Genomic DNA, 19,380 nt, shown 5'->3' with positions numbered 1-19,380 from the left:
CTTATTTGCCCGGTGCCGAAAAACCGGGCTCGCCCGGGCCGGGCGGAATGTCTGGGGCGCCGAACAAGATGCTCTGCGGCTGTTCATTGAGCGTGCTCATGGTGGTTTTCAGGGCGCGCATCGAGGAACGCGCCTCGCCGCTCAGTTCGATTACCTGCGGCAGTACTTCCAAGGACACGCCATTGGCCACCGTTTCCACGGAATGGCCGACCCGGTCGACCGTGCCATTGACCTTGTCGAGCACGCCGCCGGGCGCCTGGATGTCGTTGCCGAGCTTTTTCCACGTGGCCGTCAAGTCCGACACGTTTTTGCTGGCCGTACTGACGGCCGTCAAGGTTTGCCGCGTTTGTTCCGTCAGCTGCGGCAATTGCGTCAGGGTCGGTTCCAGCTGCTGCGGAATGGCGCCAAAGGCCTTGGCCGCCTTGCCCACTTCATTGAAGGCGCCCAGCATGGCCGCCTGGTTGTCGGGGCTGAGCAGGTTATTCACCTTGTTGGTGATCTGTTCGGCCTGGTCGAGGATGCGCTTGCCGCGCTTTTCCAGCTGGTCGAGCAAGCCCGCGCGCAGGGGGATCAGCGAGGGCTTGTCCTTGCTGGTGCCCAGCAGTGTCGAGCCCACGTGCTCGTCGTCGAGCTGGATGTAGGCGATACCCGTCACGCCCTGGTAGCCCAGGGTGGCAAAGGTGGTGTTGGTGACGGGGGTGTCGGGCGCCACGCTGATGTGTACGAGGATTTGCCCCGCCTTTTGCGTATCGAAATCGATGGCGTCGACCTTGCCCACTTCCAGGCCCCGGTAGCGCACGGTCGCCTGCGGGTTCAGGCCCGGCACGGACAGGGTGGTGGCGAGCAGGTAGGGCACCCGCTCCACGCGGTCGCGGTTGAACCAGACGCCGAACAGAATGGCGGCCACCAGCAGGGTGAGTGTAAAAAATCCCGTCATCAGGGCATGTGATCTGTTTTCCATTACTTCTCCGCTTTCTTGTCTGTGCCGGCGTCGCCGCCCGGCTGCGCCGCCTTGCCGGCCGCCTGTTTCTCGTCGAGGACGGCCAGCGCGCGCTTGCCGCGGTCGCCGAGGAAAAATTGCTTGATGAACGGGTGGTCGACTTCGATCACCTCGCGCGTGGGGCCGATGGCGATCACGTGTTTTTCCGCCAGCACTGCGATGCGCGTGGACAGGGCGAACAAAGTGTCGAGGTCATGCGTGACCATCACCACCGTCAAGCCCAGTTCGCGGTGCAGCGACTGGATCAGCGCGACAAAACTTTCCGACAAGTCAGGGTCCAGGCCGGCCGTCGGTTCGTCGAGGAACAGCAGCTTCGGTTCCAGCGCCAGGGCGCGCGCCAGGGCCACGCGCTTGATCATGCCGCCAGACAAGTCCGACGGCATTTTCAGCGCATGTTCCGGCCCCAGACCCACCATGTTCATTTTTAATAATACCGCGTCGTGCACCAGCGCTTCGGGCAGCACGCGCAATTCGCGCATGGGCTGGGCCACGTTGTCGAACACGGTCAGGGCCGAATACAGCGCGCCTTGCTGGAACAGCATGCCCCAGTGGTTGCGCAACTGCTGCAGCTGGTCGGAACTTGCCTTGTTGATATCCTCGCCAAAGACTTTGACACATCCGCGCGCCGGATGTTCCAGGCCCAGCATCTGGCGCAGCAGCACCGTCTTGCCCGTGCCGGAGCCGCCCACGATGGAAAGGATTTCGCCCCGCTCGATTTCCAGGTTCAAGTCCTGGTGCACGACCGTGCGGCCGAACTTGGTCCACAGATTGGTGATGTCCACCACGGGCGCGTTGCCATGCAGGTTGAACTGGCCTTCCTTGCCGGTGCCGCAAGCGATATCGGTGTCGTCCGCCATCAGTAGCCCACTCCATTGAAGACGATGGCGAACACGGCGTCGGCCAGGATCACCACGGTGATGGCCGTGACGACGGCGGTGGTGGTGCCGCGCCCCAGGCTTTCCGTATTCGCCTTGATGCGCAGGCCGAAGTGGCACGAGACGAGGGCGATCAGCATGCCGAAAATCACGCCCTTGCCCAGGCCGATCATGTAGTTGGCCAGCGGTACGGCATCGGGCAGTTTCTGGATGAAGTAGCGCGCCGACAGATTCAATTCCACCTTGGCCGCCACCATGCCGCCGATCAGCGCGGCCGTATCCGTCCAGATGACGAGCAGGGGCATGGAAATGGCCAGGGCCAGCACTTTCGGCATGATCAGGCGGAAACCGTGCGAAATCCCCATCACCAGCATGGCGTCGAGCTCTTCCGTGACGCGCATGACGCCCAGCTGGGCCGTGATGGAGGAGCCGGAGCGGCCGGCCACGAGGATGGCGGCCAATAAGGGCCCCAGTTCGCGGATGACGCTCATGCCCAGCAGGTTGACCAGGTAAATGTCGCCGCCAAAGGCGCGCAGTTGCTGCGCGGAAAGATAAGACAGCACGACGCCGATCAGAAAGCCGACCAGGGCCGTGATGCCCAGCGCCTGGAAGCCCGCATGGAAGATATTGGCGGAAATTTCACGCCACGGCCCGCGCATGGGATGGCGCGCGAAGCGGCCGATATCCTGCGTCACCTGGCCTACCAGGGCGATAAAACCCTTCAAATGTTCGAAAAACAGCAAAATAGCCATGCCCAGCTTCATCACGGGCGTGAGACGGTTGGCGCGCGAGGGCGGCGTTGCCAGCGGCCCCGTTTCCTCGATGCGCCGGAAAAACTCTTCCAGCGATGGCGCCAGGGTCAGCTGCGCGGGGCGCCGCTTGCCCCAGGCATTCCAGAACAGCTGGGCGCCGATATGGTCCATGCTGTCGATGGACGACAAGTCCCATTGCACCTTGGTATCGCCCTGCAAGGGCTGGAGCTGGGCCTCGATGGCCTTGATGGCATTGTCATGCGCCAGCGCGTGCACCTGCCAGGTGCCGCTGGCAGTGACGACGGCTCCCTGTTGGGAGCTGGTCTGGGAGAGGGTCAGTTTCGGCGATTGTACAGTCGGCATCGCGCCAGTTTAAGGGAGAATGGCGCAGACCGCCACCGCTGTTCAATCGCCGGCCCCTCAGGACGCCAGGTGGCGCGCCTGCCGCTGCGGCAGGGCGACGTCCGGACGCACCTTGGCATTGCCAGTACTCACTTCGGCTGGTTTGGCATGTGCGTTGGCTTGCGCGCCGCCCGCATAGTCGCTAGCCACGAGGGCATTGGCCTCTACCGCGCTCATGCCGCGCGTCTGCAGCCATTGCGCCACCAGCTTGGCCAGGCGCTCCATCGCGATGCGGTGGGTGGCGTCCGTGTGGGCGTACAGCCAGTTCGAAAAGTCCATGAAGTTTTCAAACGGCGCATCGCCGAGCATCCATTGCACGGTATTGGCAAAGCGGCCCGAGTTGGCCACCAGGTCCCAGTAGCGGGCGAAGCGCACCAGGCGCTGCATGCTCATGAAATCGAGCTGTTTATTCGCCAGGATGGTGTAGGGCGGGTGCGGATCGAACACCATGCCATAGTTTTCCGTATGGCGGATGATGGGCGTACCGCGCAGCCGTTTTAATATGCCGAACTGGATTTCATGCGGTTTCAGGGCCACCAGCTTGTTGAAGCCGGCCGCAAAGCTCGCTTCATCCTCGCCCGGCAAGCCGGCGATCAAGTCCACGTGCAAGTGGGCGTTTGATTCTTCGCAAAGCCAGCGGATGTTGTCGGCCGCCTTTTGATTGTCCTGCTTGCGGCTGACCAGCGATTGCACGTCTGGATTGAAACTCTGGATGCCGATCTCGAACTGCAGCGCGCCGGGCGGGAACTTGCTGATGCCTTCCTTCAAGGCATCGGGCAAGTGGTCGGGCACCAGCTCGAAGTGGGCATAGATGGGATCGTCCGGATTCGCTTCGATCTTGTCCAGAAAGAACTGCATGATCTTCAAACTGGTCTTGATGTTCAGGTTGAAGGTGCGGTCGACGAACTTGAACAGGCGGGCGCCGCGCGCATGCAGGGACTCCATCTCGGCCAGGAAGTTCTCCAGCGCGAAGGGCCAGGCCGTCTTGTCCAGCGCCGACAGGCAGAATTCGCACTTGAACGGGCAGCCGCGCGACGCTTCCACGTAAATCGTGCGGTGGCGGATATCGTCGTCTGTATACAAGGCGTAGGGCAGTTGCAGTTCCGCCAGCGGCGCTTGCACGCCCGCATGGATCTTCATCAGCGGCTTCGGGCCGTGGAGGATCTCGCCGCACAGCTTGGGGAAGGTGACGTCGCCCCAGCCCGTGATCAGGTAGTCGGCCAGCTTGACGATTTCCTGCTCGCCCGCCTCATGCGACACTTCCGGCCCGCCCAGCACGATGATGACTTCAGGCGCCACGCGCTTGAGCATGGCCACCAGTTTCGTCGTTTCCTCGACGTTCCATATATACACGCCAAAACCGATGATGCGCGGCTTGTTCAGCAGGATGCGTTCGACCAGTTCCGTGGTTTTCGTGCCGATGACGAATTCCTGCAGCCGCGTTTGCGCTTGCAGCGGCCCCATATTGGCCAGCAGATAGCGCAATCCCAGCGAGGCGTGGGTGTAGCGGGCGTTCAGGGTGGAGAGCAGGATGGTCATGGGAGGCGTTTGAATCGGCGAAACCGCTATTTTACGCTGTCGCGTCACCGGTGCGCTGCGGCCAGAAATGCCATGTTACCATTTGTCAATAATTACTAACTTGTCAATGCTACGGCAGGGTAAAGGAATACACGGTGCTGGCGAAAAAAGTACAAGATAAAAAAGTGCTTAATAAAAAAGTCCTGGTCGGGGCACTTGCCGGGGTGGCGCTGGTGGCGGCCGCGCTGGTCGGTTACCGGGTCTTCGGCTGGGGCATGCTGGGGCCGGTCAACGGGCTGAAGCTGGATTTATCGCGGCCCGATGCGCTGGTCCGCACGAAAAGCCTGTCGGCCTTGCCGCGCGACTTGCTGACGGTGCCGCTGGCGCGCGACGTGCTGCGCGAGGATTTCCTGTTCTATTACGAGCAGAGCGAAGACCGGCTGGGGCTCAAGGGCAGCTTGCGCCGCATCGCCTACGAACATGAACTGGGCTGGGGCGACCAGCTGCTGCGCATGGTGCTGGACCAGCCCGCGGAAGTGGCCTTGTGGCGCGACGCCGACGGCTCGCTCAAGCATTTCGCCATCGCCGTGTCGCGCAGCCAGCTGACGCGCCTGCTCGAGGAAGCGGGCAAGATCGCCTTGAAGGATACGCAAATGCGCGTGGCCGGCAGCTTGCGCGTCGATGGCAGCCAGGTGCCCGTGTATGCACTCAATTACGCCTATCAGCGCACCTTGCTGTTTGCCGCGCACGGCCAGCGCCTGGTCATCCTGTCCCATCCCGGCATGCTGTACGGCGGCGCCGACGGCAAGAGCGGCGATGGCACGGCCGAGAAAACCGTGGCCAGCCTGCTGGCGCCGGAGCCGGCGAAACAGAACGTCTTTCATGCGCAATTCCATCTCGACGGCGCCCCGTCCGAGGGCCACAGCATCGCCGTCAAGGCGGACTTCCTGTCGTTCGGCTACCAGCCCTTCTTTGGCGCGCTCGAAGCGCTGCGCTTCGATTTTCAACAGGGCGCCTGGCAATCGAAGGTGCTGCTCAATGCCGATAAACTGAAAAACGGTGCTTATGACAGCAGCGCCCTGTGGCCCGTGCTGCCGCATAACCCGAGCGCCTGCTTCAGCGTGCCGGTGGACTGGACCGCGCTGCAGCCCGTGCTCAAGCGCCTGGGGAGCAAGACCTCCGAGCCGGTGGTGCCGCTGGCCGGGCACTTGCAAGGGCCGGCCGCGGCCTGCTGGTACGGCACTTCGCGCCTGCATACGCCGGTGTTTGTCGCCACGCGCAGTGCGCAGGCCGGGGATGACGCTGTCTATGGCAGCCTGTTCGCGGCAGCCATCGGCGGCAAGGACCCCGTGCGCAAGACTACCGGCAAGGATGCTAAAGGTGAGTTTGTACGCTGGGAGCGCAGCGTCGCCACGGCCCTGGGCCAGTCCACGCCGGCGCTGGCCGTGGCCGGCAATACGGTTGTCTTCTCGGCCGACGGCAAGCTGGTGGACCAGGTGCTGGCCGTGCGCCGCAAGCAGGCCCCTGCGGCCAGCGACCTGCTGCCCGATGGCGCGCATACCATCGGCCTGATCGCCCCGGCATCGCTGGCCCGGCTGATCCAGCTGGAAGCCTTCGATACCCTGCCGGCGAATAACGAACCGATCCTGCGCGCGGCAGCCAACGAACACCTGGTGCCGCGTCTGAACGCCTTGAAAAAATATCCGCCGCTGCGCATGGTGCTCAAGCGGCAGCCAGCCAGCGGCACCGCATGGGAAGCGCTGGAATGGCAGGAGACTGCGCGATGACGGTACGGCACGCGCGCCGCGCGGCCTTGCGCTGGCTCGCGGGAGGGGCTGCCGCTGTCGCCGTCCCCCATGCCTGGGCCCTGCGCGCGGCCGCCGAACCGCAAGTGCAGCTGTCGCAGACCCAGAGCCGCGCCTTTCAGGCCTGGATGTTGCGCATTGTCAATGTGCAGATCGAACGGGGGCCGTCGCCGCGCTGGACGCACCGCGATTGCGCGGGCCTCGTGCGCTTTGCCGTCAATGAGGCGCTTACCGTGCATGATGCGAAATGGCTGCGCGCGAATGGCATCGCCAGCGACCGCCGCCTGCCGCCCGAACTGGAATTGAGCGCGGCCCAGGCGGCCCTGCGCAACCGCTGGGTGCAGGCGGATGGCAAGGTTGGCCACTTTGTCACGGCGCTGGCGCTGGTGCAGCACAACAGCCGCTTCATCGCCCGCGAAATCAGCCAGGCGCTGCCCGGCGACCTGCTGTTTTTCGACCAGGGCGACGAACAGCACCTGATGGTCTGGATGGGGGCGCGCATCGCCTACCACACCGGCACCGTCACCCCCGACGACAATGGTCTGCGGACCGTCGATATCAAAGAACTTACGAGCTGGAAGGACACGCGGTGGCAACCTGTGGTCAACAATCCGAATTTCGCCGGCGTGTTCCGGCTGGCGTTTTTATCATGAGGCCGATTTTTGTCATGAAGCTGTTATTTGCCAGCCTGCTGGCGTTGGTCCTCATTGGCGGCGCCTCGGCGCAGGAACGCGAACCGAGCAACTACGCCACCTTCAAGGGCGAACCCTTCTTCCTGCTGTCGGATGCCAGTTACGGCAGTCGTGATGAAGCGCGCGTGCGCCTGGAAGTGCCGGGGCGCGACATGGGGCGCATGAACCTGGAAGCGTATTCGGGCGCCGACATCGTCGTCTACCGCGTGCCCGAACCGATGGAATTCCTGAAAAAGCAGCGCAATCTGCACCGCATCCAGGTGGAGGGCAATTACCAGGGCGAGGGCCTGGCCAACACCTTGAGCTTTCTGTGGGATAGCTGGTGGAAGCAGTCGCGCCTGGCCTGGCGCAAGCTGTTTTCCGGCGAGGCGCGCCTCGCGGTAACCAAGGAACAGCCGCAACTGGCGACGAATGACGCGATCCGCCGGCGCACTGTGTTCGCCAACCATCCGCAATACAAGCCGATCAAGGGCATGGAGCTGGTCGACAGCTTCCGCTATCCGATCTGGCAAGCCAAGGCCATCACGCCGCCGAAAGGCGTCAAGCTCGATGGATCGAGCAGCGACTTCATCGTCGCCGGCGCCGGCAACGTGATGATCCCGCTGGGCAAACGCCAGCCTGGCTTGTATCTGATCGAAGCGATCATCGGCGAACACCGCGCCACTACCCTGGTGTTCGTGTCGGACACGGTGGCCGTCACCAAGGTATCGTCCGGCCAGATGCTGGTGTGGACGGCGCGGCGCGACAACAGCGCCGCCGTGGCCGGCGCCAGCGTGGCGTGGACCGACGGCACCGGCGTGCTGCAGTCGGCCACCACGGGCGCCGACGGTGTCGCATCGCTCGAGCGCGGCAGCCCCGAACACACATATGTGCTGGGCCAGGACCGCGCCGGCGGTGTGTTCGTGTCCGAGAATTTTTACTATGACAGCGAAATCTATAACACCAAGATTTATGCGGTGACGGACCGGCCCCTGTACCGGCCAGGCGACGAGGTCAACGTCAAGTTTGTGGGCCGCGAATTCACGTCGGCGCGCAACTCGCAGGCGGCGGCCAGCGCGCCGCTAAGCTTGACCGTGCTCAATCCGAACGGCACGCCGCTCTTGACGCAAACGCTGCAGCTGTCCGGCGACACGGGTGCCGACACGCGCTTCCGCCTGCCGACGGAAGCCACCGCCGGCGGCTATGAACTGCGCTTCAATTACAAGGATGGCGCATATGGCGCGGCCTTCCGCGTGGCCGAATACATCAAGCCGCACTTTGAAATCAACGTTCAGCCAGCGAAGCCGGAATTCAAGACGGGCGAAGCGGTCAAGGGCAGCATCGCGCTGCGCTACCCCGATGGCAAGCCGGTGAAAAACGCGAAGATGACGTTGTCGCTGCGCGGCCAGCAAAACACCATGGTCGAGGGCGAGCTGCGTTACAGCGGCCTGTTCCCGGTGTCCCTGAAGACCGAGGAAGTGACGAGCGACGGCAGCGGCAATGTGGACTTCACCTTGCCGCCTGCCGCCGATCCCTCGCGCTACATCTTGACCGTGCTGGCGACCGATGGCGCGGCCTACCGCGTCAAGGCGACGCGCGAGCTGATGATAGAACGCTCGAGCAGCAGCTACCAGTTGAGGGCCGCGCGCCAGTTTTCCGATCCGGGCCAGTCCGTGCACTTCGACTTGCTGGCCGACGGCCAGGGCGCGGCCAAGCCCGTGCGCTGGGAGATGGTGCAGCTGGAAAAACAAAGCAAGACCGAGGGCGCATTCGATCCAAACGCCAAGGGCTGGGATGTGACATTCCCTGCATCGGGCTCGTATCAGCTGGCGCTGCGCGACGAACGCGGCAACCTGCTGGCCGCCGCCAGCCACTGGGTCGCCGGCGATGGCGTGCAGACGACGCCGGGCAGCATCGAGATCGTGTTGGACCGCGCCCGCTATCGTCCGGGCGACACCGCCGAGGCCTTGATCACTTTCTCGGACAAGGTCGACCAGGCGCTGTTGACGCTCGAACGCGACAAGGTGGAGCACCATGGCTTGATGGCCGGTGCCGCGGATTGGTACCAGGCGAAGCGCGTGGCGCCGCGGCAGTGGAGAGTGCGCATTCCGGTAAAAGAAGAGCATGGCCCGAACATGACGTTTTCGGTGGCGTACACGCGCAATGGCGATTTCGTCTTCGAGAATGCGGGCCTGCAAGTGATCGAGCCGTGCATCGCGCTGCAGTTCAAAAGCGACAAGGAGGTCTACCAGCCCGGCGAAAAGGTGACCCTGGACGTCAAGGCCACCCTCGACGGCAAGCCGCTGAGCACCATGGTGGCGCTGGGCGTGGTCGATGAAATGATCTATGTGCTGCAGCCGGAAATCGCGCCCGACATCGGCGACTTCTTCTACCATCCGCGCCGCAACAACGTGCGCACCACGGCCAGCCTGTCTTTCATCAGCTACGACATGGCGCAAGGCCGCACTGCCGGCGCACCCGCGCGCCACAACTACAATGAGCGCGGCGTCAAGGTGCTCGAACGCCCGCGCCGCGACAATATCGATACGGCCTACTGGGCGCCGTCGCTGAAGACCGACGCGAATGGCAATGCGCGCGTGAGTTTTACCATGCCCGACGCGCTGACCCGCTGGCGTATCACGGGCCGCGCGATGGACGAGCAGGGGCGCGTGGGCCAGCGCACCGCCTATCTGCGGTCGGACAAGAACTTCTATGCCAAGTGGACGGCGCCCGACTGGATGCGCGCCGGCGACGCGCCGCGTGCCTCGGTGGCCGTGTTCAACCAGACTGGCAAGGAGCAGGCGCTCGACGTCGTTCTTTCCGGCGGGGCGCAGCCGAAGACGGAAAAGCTGTCCGCCAAACCGGGCGTCAACTACGTCGAGTTTCCCCTGGCGGCGGGTAGCGGGCCGTTGCGCCTGGAACTGAAACAGAATGGCAAACTGGTCGACGCGTTAGAGGCGGCCATGCAAACCTTGCCCGCGGCCTGGAGCAGCCCGCGCACCCTGGTGCTGCCGCTTGATGGCGCCACTGCTGATATTCCGCTCAAGCTGCCGGCGGACGCGCGCAATATCCGCGTCTCGTTCGCGCAAGGAGCGGCCAGCCAGTTCGCGCGCATTGCCGACGACCTGATCGACTATCCGTATGGCTGCGTTGAGCAGACGGCAAGCCGCCTGATTCCGCTGGCGCTGGCCACGCAAAGCCTTGGGCCGGACGCCGGCGCGGCGGGTGAGCGTCTGCAAACGCTGCTGACGGCGCAGCGCCTGCGCCTGGTATCCATGGCCGGCCCCAACGCCGTCTTCGGCTGGTGGGGCAACGCCACGGCCGGCAATGCCTTGATGACGGCCTACGCCTATTACGCCGACTGGTACGCTGCGCGCGCGCTGCGCATCGAGCTGCCGCCCGAGCACTGGAATAAGCTGCTGGCCGTCTACGGCGAACATGGCTTGAAGGATGCGATGGGCGACCGCGCGCTGGTGCTGTGGATGGCGCGCGAGATGGGCTTGCCCACGCAGACGCTGGCAGCGGGGCTGGTGGACGACAGCGCTGGCGCCACCTTGGGCGGCAAACCGCGCCAGGCGGGCGACAGCGGCAGCCTGCTGCTGGGCGGGGCCCTTGACCGCGAAGCGCAGGCGATGAGCTTTGGCCTGGTGGCGCTGGTGGCCAGCCAGAATGGGGTCGCCTTGCCGCATGGGCTGCAGCTGCAAGTGGCCAGTGCCTGGCAAGTCTTGCGTGAGTCCAAAGCGCCGGTGGCGCAAGCCTTGCTGATGCTGGCCGGTGAAGTGCCGCCATCGCAGGCCGACGCGGTGCTGGCCGGCGTGCGCGCCGAAATGCCGACCCTGGACCGCGCGATGACGTTGATGTGGGTGCAAAAGAAACTGGGCGGCGCCGCTTTCGGCAAGGGACCGGCCGTGGCGCTGGACGGCGCCTGGCAAAAACGCGACAGCCGCAGCGGCCAGCCGCTTTGGCGTTGGCTTGACGCCAAGGGCGTACCTGATAAATTGCGTCTCGCTGCACCGGCGCCGGCCGGCACGGTGGCCGTGGTGCAGTACGACAGCTACGCAGCCGAAGCGCAAACCTTGCCGGTCGCCGTCGAACGGCGCATCCTGCGCATGAAGGCGGGCAAGGGCGGCTACACGACGGAGCTGGTCAAGCCGGGCGAGGCGCTCAGCACGGATGCGCTCTACCTCGATGAAATCACCTTGAAAGCGGCGCCGGGCGCGAAGCACCGCTTTGGCTTGCTGGAAGTGGCGCTGCCGCCGGGTGCCATGGTCGAATCGACGACCTGGGGCATGATCATGGCGGGCGACAAGCCGGCCGCGCTGGAACGCGCGCGCCACACGGAGCGTCGCGACGGTTACGCCGTGCCGATCGAGCCGTTGGAAGGCGAGGTAACCGTGCGCCATTTGCTGCGCTTTGCGCAGAAGGGCAGTTATGTGCTGCCGCCGGCGCGCTTTTACCGCATGTACCAGCCGGAGCAGAAAGCCTTCGAAGGCGGCGGCAAGACCACGCGCGCGCTGAAGGTCGAGTGATGCGCGTGGCACTTCCTGCATTGACGGCAACCCTGCTGCTGGCCGTACCTGCGTGGTCTGCATCGCTGGACGTGGCCTGGTGGCGCGATGGCAAGACGGAAGTGCGGCAGTTGCGTCTGGGCGGTGCCACGCAGCCCCTCTCGCCGCCGTTTGACGGCGCGCGGCAAGTACCGCTGGCCAGCCTGTGGAAGCTGTTCGTCTATGTATACGCGACGGATAACAAGGTGGCGATGCCCGACTACCGCTGCGGCGGTCGCGATCCGGAAGAAGTGTATTGCTGCGATGCGGGCCAGAGCATCGGTCACGATGCGGCGCTGGCGCAATCGTGCGGCCCATTTTTCTCGCCCAGGCGCCTGATGATCACGGCAGCGCCGTGGCGCCAGTACTGGACCCGCCGCCTGGGGAGCGCGCCGGCAGGCGACTTTGCCTGGCTGGCGGATCCCGCGCAGATGGCGCCGGCGCGCACGGTGCGCCTGGATAGCCTGCTGCGCGCGCTGGACAGCATCCCGGCCGCCAGCCGCGTGGATGCCGAGGCAGCGCTGCTGCGCGTGGTGCTCGACGGACGCGGCGCCGGTACGGCGCGCTGGTTCGGCAGCCAGCTGCGCGTAAAGACGTATTCCTGGCACGAGCAGCGCCGGGCAGAAGAGCGTGTCGGCGGCGCGGCCGGCTGGCTGGCCGATGGCACGCCGATCTGGTTTGGCGGCGCGGGCGGCAGCAGCAATGTCTTTGCACAGTGGGCGCCCAGGCTGGCCGCCAGCTTGCCGAAAGTGGGCACGGCCGACGATGGCGGCTGCGTGGTCGTCGATTACTTCAAGCGCTATCCGATCCGCGCCGTGCGCGGCGAGCGTGGTGTGGCAGCAGCTGGCCCGCTGAATGGCCGCTACCATGTGCAATTCGAGAATGGCCAGAACCTCGCCTTGCGCAGCAGCGGCGAGTTGATGCTGCTGCAAGAGAAGGGCGGCCGCCCGCAATTGCGCGGCCGCTTCGGCGTCAATGAATATGTGGCGCGCGTGCTCGACCGCGAAGCGAACGCCGGCGAGCCGGAAGCGGCCAAGGCGCTGGCAATCGCCGCGCGCACGTATCTGCAGCAGAATGCAGTGACGGTGGCGGGCTGTCAGCAGATCGCCGACAGCAGCGCGACCCAGCGCGTCAGTCCCAGCCCCGCCACGCCGGCGGCGCTGGCGATTGCGCGCTGGACCGACCAGTTGATCGTCGATGGCGTCACGGTGCGCTATCACAGCAACGTGTCATCCGAGGGCACGATGGCGTGGAGCGAGGCGGTGCGGCAGGCCAGACAAGGCAAGCACTATGATGAATTGCTGGCGGCGGCGTATCCTGGCGGCGCGCTGAGTACCTTTGGCAATACCGGCGCGCGTTGCCGGCGCCTGGCGCAGAACGAGGACTGGCTGGCGCGGTCCGTGCCGCGCTGGCAGCGCGTGCTGCTGCGCGAGGTCGGCTACGAGGCGCCGCCGCAAGCGCCGCTGGTCTGTGCCTTGCAGAGCGGCGCGCCGTATTCGGAGCAGTCGCGCAACCGCATCTTCATGCGGCCGCTGGCCACGCGCGAAGACCGCATCACCTTGGCCCATGAGTATTTACACCTTGGCTTGCGCCGTCATCCGCGCGGCCAGGACGAAGAATATGTCGAGCGGCTGGCCCGCCGGCTCGTCGACCTTAACCTGGAGGCCCTGTGAGTTTTTATATCCGCTGCTCGATTTCGCTAATGCTATTGCCAATCTGCGTGCAGGCCCAGGTCACCATCGACGCCCCCAAGAGCGGCTGGCGCAATTCGGCCGGCGCCAGCGAGCAATACACGCAAGCGGTCAACTACCCCGCCGCGTCGGTCAACCTGCAGCCGGGCCAGGCTGAGACGGCGCAGATACGGGGACGCATCGCAGGCGCCGTCAAGGGCAAGCCCGCTACTTTGGTGGTCAATGGCGTGGCGATGCCGATGGAAGTGGGAGAGGATGGCAGCTATGGCCGTCCGTATGGTTTTGGCAGCGGCTCGAACAGCGTGGAAGTGCGCTCGCCGGATGGCAGGAGCCGCGCGCGCACCCAGTTTGTCGACAGCTACCAGGGCAAGACCCAGGCGCGCTTGCGCATCGTGTTGTCGTGGGACAGCGCCGGCACCGACCTCGATATGCACGTGGTCACGCCGAATGGTGGCCATGCCTGGTACGGCAATCGCGTCTTGAAAGATGGCGGCGCGCTGGACGTGGACGTGACCACCGGCTATGGCCCGGAGATTTTCTCCAGTTCGGCGCCCGTGAAGGGCAACTATCACGTCTATGTGAATTACTACGGCAGCGGCGAGAACACCGCCATGCTGACCGTCGCCCGCATATCGGTCATCACCAACGAAGGCACGCCACGTGAAAAGCTGCAGAGCTTCCAGGTGCCGATGCGGGCCGCCGGCGAGCTGACCTTGGTGAAATCGTTCGTCTTGCCATAAATGGCTCTTGCGGACACGCTGTTGCTTGGCTATAATTCGCCCCCTCGCTGAACGACGCATGCAAATGCCGAGTGAAGCAGGGTGAAAAAAGAAGGTTGACGAATTAGCCGAAACGCTTCATACTCTTCCTTCTTCGCAGCTGACAAACACAACGCTTTGTCGATAGCGCGAAAGCAGTGCCGAATACAGTTCTTTAACAATTAACAGTCGATAAGTGTGGACATTTGATGTAAGTGCAGCAGCGATCTTCGGATTGCTGTAATACTTAAAATATATCAAATGTTCACAAGAAATAATGAAATAGGATACTTCTTCGGAAGTAGCCTGTCAGTTTTTTGAGTGAGCGACCCGTCGCAAGACGGTGCCGGTAAAACGGCAAAGTAACAGAGATTAAACTGAAGAGTTTGATCCTGGCTCAGATTGAACGCTGGCGGCATGCCTTACACATGCAAGTCGAACGGCAGCACGGAGCTTGCTCTGGTGGCGAGTGGCGAACGGGTGAGTAATATATCGGAACGTACCCTAGAGTGGGGGATAACGTAGCGAAAGTTACGCTAATACCGCATACGATCTACGGATGAAAGTGGGGGATCGCAAGACCTCATGCTCGTGGAGCGGCCGATATCTGATTAGCTAGTTGGTAGGGTAAAAGCCTACCAAGGCATCGATCAGTAGCTGGTCTGAGAGGACGACCAGCCACACTGGAACTGAGACACGGTCCAGACTCCTACGGGAGGCAGCAGTGGGGAATTTTGGACAATGGGCGAAAGCCTGATCCAGCAATGCCGCGTGAGTGAAGAAGGCCTTCGGGTTGTAAAGCTCTTTTGTCAGGGAAGAAACGGTGAGAGCTAATATCTCTTGCTAATGACGGTACCTGAAGAATAAGCACCGGCTAACTACGTGCCAGCAGCCGCGGTAATACGTAGGGTGCAAGCGTTAATCGGAATTACTGGGCGTAAAGCGTGCGCAGGCGGTTTTGTAAGTCTGATGTGAAATCCCCGGGCTCAACCTGGGAATTGCATTGGAGACTGCAAGGCTAGAATCTGGCAGAGGGGGGTAGAATTCCACGTGTAGCAGTGAAATGCGTAGATATGTGGAGGAACACCGATGGCGAAGGCAGCCCCCTGGGTCAAGATTGACGCTCATGCACGAAAGCGTGGGGAGCAAACAGGATTAGATACCCTGGTAGTCCACGCCCTAAACGATGTCTACTAGTTGTCGGGTCTTAATTGACTTGGTAACGCAGCTAACGCGTGAAGTAGACCGCCTGGGGAGTACGGTCGCAAGATTAAAACTCAAAGGAATTGACGGGGACCCGCACAAGCGGTGGATGATGTGGATTAATTCGATGCAACGCGAAAAACCTTACCTACCCTTGACATGGCTGGAATCCCCGAGAGATTGGGGAGTGCTCGAAAGAGAACCAGTACACAGGTGCTGCATGGCTGTCGTCAGCTCGTGTCGTGAGATGTTGGGTTAAGTCCCGCAACGAGCGCAACCCTTGTCATTAGTTGCTACGAAAGGGCACTCTAATGAGACTGCCGGTGACAAACCGGAGGAAGGTGGGGATGACGTCAAGTCCTCATGGCCCTTATGGGTAGGGCTTCACACGTCATACAATGGTACATACAGAGCGCCGCCAACCCGCGAGGGGGAGCTAATCGCAGAAAGTGTATCGTAGTCCGGATTGTAGTCTGCAACTCGACTGCATGAAGTTGGAATCGCTAGTAATCGCGGATCAGCATGTCGCGGTGAATACGTTCCCGGGTCTTGTACACACCGCCCGTCACACCATGGGAGCGGGTTTTACCAGAAGTAGGTAGCTTAACCGCAAGGAGGGCGCTTACCACGGTAGGATTCGTGACTGGGGTGAAGTCGTAACAAGGTAGCCGTATCGGAAGGTGCGGCTGGATCACCTCCTTTCTAGAGTTTGCACGAATCAGGTAACTGGTTCACGCATCAAATGTTCACACTTATCGGCTGTTAGTAAGAGAAGAAACAGTAGTCGTAGTAGCACCGCGTTGGGGCTGTAGCTCAGCTGGTTAGAGCACCGTGTTGATAACGCGGGGGTCGTTGGTTCGAGTCCAACCAGCCCTACCAGTAAAAACAGACCCGGAGGTAAGGTGGACGCTAGTCCAGCCAGACCTACCAGTATGTAATACCCACAGGGGGATTAGCTCAGCTGGGAGAGCACCTGCTTTGCAAGCAGGGGGTCGTCGGTTCGATCCCGTCATCCTCCACCACGTTTTACCGAAAGTACAAATGTAAGCCTGTGGGTTTAGATTTGATCTTTTAGCGATCAAAGCTGTTTCGTTCTTTAACAATCTGGAAGAAGTAAAGATTATTTATTGATCGGTTTGCCGTAAAAGGTAAATCGATGGGTAATGATTGTATGTATCAACAAACAAGCAACAACGTTGTACTTTCTTATCCCTGTAGCGCTCTTTTCATTTGAAAGAATGAAGAGGCTAACGTTATAGGGACAAGCGAATAAGTGCACATGGTGGATGCCTTGGCGATTACAGGCGATGAAGGACGTAGTAGCTTGCGATAAGCTGCGGGGAGTGAGCAAACACACTTTGATCCGCAGATTTCCGAATGGGGCAACCCACCCTTTTAGGGTATTGCATACTGAATACATAGGTATGCAAGGCGAACGCGGCGAACTGAAACATCTAAGTAGCTGCAGGAAAAGAAATCAACCGAGATTCCCAAAGTAGCGGCGAGCGAAATGGGAAGAGCCTGTACGTGATAGTCGGACCGATAACAGAATCCTCTGGAAATAGGAGCCATAGCGGGTGATAGCCCCGTATGTGAAATCGGACCGGTGGTACTAAGCGTACGACAAGTAGGGCGGGACACGTGACATCCTGTCTGAATATGGGGGGACCATCCTCCAAGGCTAAATACTCGTAATCGACCGATAGTGAACCAGTACCGTGAGGGAAAGGCGAAAAGAACCCCGGAAGGGGAGTGAAATAGATCCTGAAACCGTGTGCATACAAACAGTAGGAGCGGACTTGTTCCGTGACTGCGTACCTTTTGTATAATGGGTCAGCGACTTACATTCAGTGGCAAGGTTAACCGAATAGGGAAGCCGTAGAGAAATCGAGTCCGAATAGGGCGATCAGTCGCTGGGTGTAGACCCGAAACCAAGTGATCTACTCATGGCCAGGATGAAGGTGCGGTAACACGCCCTGGAGGTCCGAACCCACTAATGTTGAAAAATTAGGGGATGAGCTGTGGGTAGGGGTGAAAGGCTAAACAAACTTGGAAATAGCTGGTTCTCTCCGAAAACTATTTAGGTAGTGCCTCAAGTATCACCATCGGGGGTAGAGCACTGTTATGGCTAGGGGGTCATTGCGACTTACCAAACCATTGCAAACTCCGAATACCGATGAGTGCGAGCTTGGGAGACAGACGTCGGGTGCTAACGTCCGGCGTCAAGAGGGAAACAACCCAGACCGCCAGCTAAGGTCCCAAAGATTGGCTAAGTGGAAAACGAAGTGGGAAGGCTAAAACAGTCAGGATGTTGGCTTAGAAGCAGCCATCATTTAAAGAAAGCGTAATAGCTCACTGATCGAGTCGTCCTGCGCGGAAGATGTAACGGGGCTAAGCCAGTCACCGAAGCTGCGGATATCTAGCAATAGATATGGTAGGAGAGCGTTCTGTAAGCCTGCGAAGGTGTCTTGTAAAGGATGCTGGAGGTATCAGAAGTGCGAATGCTGACATGAGTAGCGATAATGGGGGTGAAAAGCCTCCACGCCGTAAGCCCAAGGTTTCCTGTTCAACGTTCATCGGAGCAGGGTGAGTCGGCCCCTAAGGCGAGGCAGAGATGCGTAGCTGATGGGAAGCAGGTTAATATTCCTGCACCGTCGTATGATGCGATGGGGGGACGGATCGCGGAAGGTTGTCCAACTGTTGGAATAGTTGGTTTTTGGCTCATAGAAGGTACTTAGGCAAATCCGGGTACGGAATTCAAGGGGTTGAGACGAGTGCACTTGTGCACGAAGCAATCGGAAGTGGTTCCAAGAAAAGCCTCTAAGCTTCAGTCATACGAGACCGTACCGCAAACCGACACAGGTGGGCGAGATGAGTATTCTAAGGCGCTTGAGAGAACTCGGGAGAAGGAACTCGGCAAATTGGTACCGTAACTTCGGGAAAAGGTACGCCCCGGTAGCTTGATTGGTTTACTCCATGAGGGTGAAAGGGTTGCAATAAACTGGTGGCTGCGACTGTTTAATAAAAACACAGCACTCTGCAAACACGAAAGTGGACGTATAGGGTGTGACGCCTGCCCGGTGCTGGAAGATTAAATGATGGGGTGCAAGCTCTTGATTGAAGTCCCAGTAAACGGCGGCCGTAACTATAACGGTCCTAAGGTAGCGAAATTCCTTGTCGGGTAAGTTCCGACCTGCACGAATGGCGTAACGATGGCCACACTGTCTCCTCCCGAGACTCAGCGAAGTTGAAATGTTTGTGATGATGCAATCTACCCGCGGCTAGACGGAAAGACCCCATGAACCTTTACTGTAGCTTTGCATTGGACTTTGAACCAATCTGTGTAGGATAGGTGGGAGGCTTTGAAGCGGGGACGCTAGTTCTCGTGGAGCCAACCTTGAAATACCACCCTGGTTTGTTTGAGGTTCTAACCTTGGTCCGTTATCCGGATCGGGGACAGTGCATGGTAGGCAGTTTGACTGGGGCGGTCTCCTCCTAAAGTGTAACGGAGGAGTTCGAAGGTACGCTAGATACGGTCGGACATCGTGTTGATAGTGCAATGGCATAAGCGTGCTTAACTGCGAGACTGACAAGTCGAGCAGGTACGAAAGTAGGACATAGTGATCCGGTGGTTCTGTATGGAAGGGCCATCGCTCAACGGATAAAAGGTACTCTGGGGATAACAGGCTGATTCCTCCCAAGAGTTCATATCGACGGGGGAGTTTGGCACCTCGATGTCGGCTCATCACATCCTGGGGCTGTAGCCGGTCCCAAGGGTATGGCTGTTCGCCATTTAAAGTGGTACGTGAGCTGGGTTTAAAACGTCGTGAGACAGTTTGGTCCCTATCTGCCGTGGGCGTTGGAAATTTGAAGGGGGCTGCTCCTAGTACGAGAGGACCGGAGTGGACGAACCTCTGGTGTACCGGTTGTCACGCCAGTGGCATTGCCGGGTAGCTAAGTTCGGAAGAGATAACCGCTGAAAGCATCTAAGCGGGAAACTTGCCTTGAGATGAGATTTCCCAGAGCCTTGAGCTCTTTGAAGGGTCGTTCGAGACCAGGACGTTGATAGGCTGGGTGTGGAAGTGCAGTAATGCATTAAGCTAACCAGTACTAATTGCCCGTACGGCTTGTCCCTATAACCTTAGCAGGTACAGAGGA

At 60.9% G+C, this 19,380-nt stretch carries 9 protein-coding genes, 2 tRNA genes and 2 rRNA genes; 9 read left to right on the top strand and 4 right to left on the bottom strand.

Going from position 1 to position 19,380, the window contains the following annotated elements:
* Nucleotide 1: 1 nt before the first annotated feature.
* Genes BZG29_RS27515 through BZG29_RS27500 form a run of 4 tightly spaced genes read right to left on the bottom strand, consistent with a single transcriptional unit; the run spans nucleotide 2 to nucleotide 4,568 of the window.
* Entirely contained in the window at nucleotides 2–961 is a 960-nt protein-coding gene (locus BZG29_RS27515; RefSeq protein WP_077408877.1) for an MlaD family protein, read from the bottom strand.
* Nucleotides 961–1,857 carry an ATP-binding cassette domain-containing protein gene (locus tag BZG29_RS27510; RefSeq protein ID WP_077408876.1) on the bottom strand — a complete coding sequence of 299 codons (897 nt, stop codon included), beginning with the start codon at nucleotides 1,855–1,857 and terminating at the stop codon, nucleotides 961–963. Before BZG29_RS27510 ends, BZG29_RS27515 begins: the two co-directional genes overlap by 1 nt.
* Nucleotides 1,857–2,990: an ABC transporter permease gene (locus BZG29_RS27505; protein ID WP_077408875.1), complete on the bottom strand. Its 1,134-nt coding sequence runs from the start codon at nucleotides 2,988–2,990 to the stop codon at nucleotides 1,857–1,859. The genes BZG29_RS27510 and BZG29_RS27505 overlap by 1 nt, the downstream gene beginning before the upstream one ends.
* 57 nt (nucleotides 2,991–3,047) lie before the next feature.
* Complete coding sequence (locus tag BZG29_RS27500) at nucleotides 3,048–4,568, bottom strand: radical SAM protein (RefSeq protein WP_077408874.1); 1,521 nt, start codon at nucleotides 4,566–4,568, stop codon at nucleotides 3,048–3,050.
* A gap of 164 nt (nucleotides 4,569–4,732) precedes the next feature.
* Here BZG29_RS27500 and BZG29_RS27495 point away from each other — a divergent pair, with 164 nt between their 5' ends.
* From BZG29_RS27495 to BZG29_RS27455, 9 genes are all read left to right on the top strand, one after another.
* Nucleotides 4,733–6,334, top strand: coding sequence for a DUF2138 family protein (locus BZG29_RS27495; RefSeq protein ID WP_171985121.1), 1,602 nt, complete (start codon nucleotides 4,733–4,735; stop codon nucleotides 6,332–6,334).
* Nucleotides 6,331–7,005, top strand: a complete 675-nt coding sequence (locus tag BZG29_RS27490; protein ID WP_077408872.1) for a DUF1175 family protein — start codon at nucleotides 6,331–6,333, stop codon at nucleotides 7,003–7,005. The genes BZG29_RS27495 and BZG29_RS27490 overlap by 4 nt, the downstream gene beginning before the upstream one ends.
* 14 nt (nucleotides 7,006–7,019) lie before the next feature.
* A complete protein-coding gene (locus BZG29_RS27485; protein ID WP_253192731.1) occupies nucleotides 7,020–11,552 on the top strand; it encodes an alpha-2-macroglobulin in 4,533 nt (1,510 codons plus the stop codon).
* A 5-nt stretch (nucleotides 11,553–11,557) separates the two neighbouring features.
* Complete coding sequence (locus BZG29_RS27480) at nucleotides 11,558–13,243, top strand: DUF2300 domain-containing protein (protein ID WP_171985120.1); 1,686 nt, start codon at nucleotides 11,558–11,560, stop codon at nucleotides 13,241–13,243.
* Nucleotides 13,244–13,272: 29 nt separating this feature from the next.
* Nucleotides 13,273–14,001, top strand: coding sequence for a DUF2135 domain-containing protein (locus tag BZG29_RS27475; RefSeq protein WP_077409320.1), 729 nt, complete (start codon nucleotides 13,273–13,275; stop codon nucleotides 13,999–14,001).
* A gap of 392 nt (nucleotides 14,002–14,393) precedes the next feature.
* Nucleotides 14,394–15,924, top strand: a 16S ribosomal RNA gene (locus BZG29_RS27470).
* A 100-nt stretch (nucleotides 15,925–16,024) separates the two neighbouring features.
* A tRNA-Ile gene (locus tag BZG29_RS27465) sits at nucleotides 16,025–16,101 on the top strand.
* 67 nt (nucleotides 16,102–16,168) lie between these two features.
* A tRNA-Ala gene (locus BZG29_RS27460) sits at nucleotides 16,169–16,244 on the top strand.
* 237 nt (nucleotides 16,245–16,481) lie between these two features.
* Nucleotides 16,482–19,357 (top strand): 23S ribosomal RNA (locus BZG29_RS27455).
* Together the 16S and 23S rRNA genes with 2 tRNA genes alongside form the textbook arrangement of a ribosomal RNA operon.
* Nucleotides 19,358–19,380: the final 23 nt, after the last annotated feature.

The sequence above is a fragment of the Janthinobacterium sp. LM6 genome (assembly GCF_002002885.1).
In the GTDB taxonomy this organism is placed as follows: Bacteria; Pseudomonadota; Gammaproteobacteria; order Burkholderiales; family Burkholderiaceae_D; genus Janthinobacterium; species Janthinobacterium kumbetense.
This window is presented reverse-complemented; position numbering and strand designations above follow the sequence as displayed.

What these genes read in the sequence shown, in the direction of transcription:
- BZG29_RS27515 (WP_077408877.1), bottom strand. Translation starts at nt 961, where the DNA reads ATGGAAAACAGATCACATGCCCTGATGACGGGATTTTTTACACTCACC.
- BZG29_RS27510 (WP_077408876.1), bottom strand. Translation starts at nt 1,857, where the DNA reads ATGGCGGACGACACCGATATCGCTTGCGGCACCGGCAAGGAAGGCCAG.
- BZG29_RS27505 (WP_077408875.1), bottom strand. Translation starts at nt 2,990, where the DNA reads ATGCCGACTGTACAATCGCCGAAACTGACCCTCTCCCAGACCAGCTCC.
- BZG29_RS27500 (WP_077408874.1), bottom strand. Translation starts at nt 4,568, where the DNA reads ATGACCATCCTGCTCTCCACCCTGAACGCCCGCTACACCCACGCCTCG.
- BZG29_RS27490 (WP_077408872.1), top strand. Translation starts at nt 6,331, where the DNA reads ATGACGGTACGGCACGCGCGCCGCGCGGCCTTGCGCTGGCTCGCGGGA.
- BZG29_RS27485 (WP_253192731.1), top strand. Translation starts at nt 7,020, where the DNA reads ATGAAGCTGTTATTTGCCAGCCTGCTGGCGTTGGTCCTCATTGGCGGC.
- BZG29_RS27475 (WP_077409320.1), top strand. Translation starts at nt 13,273, where the DNA reads ATGCTATTGCCAATCTGCGTGCAGGCCCAGGTCACCATCGACGCCCCC.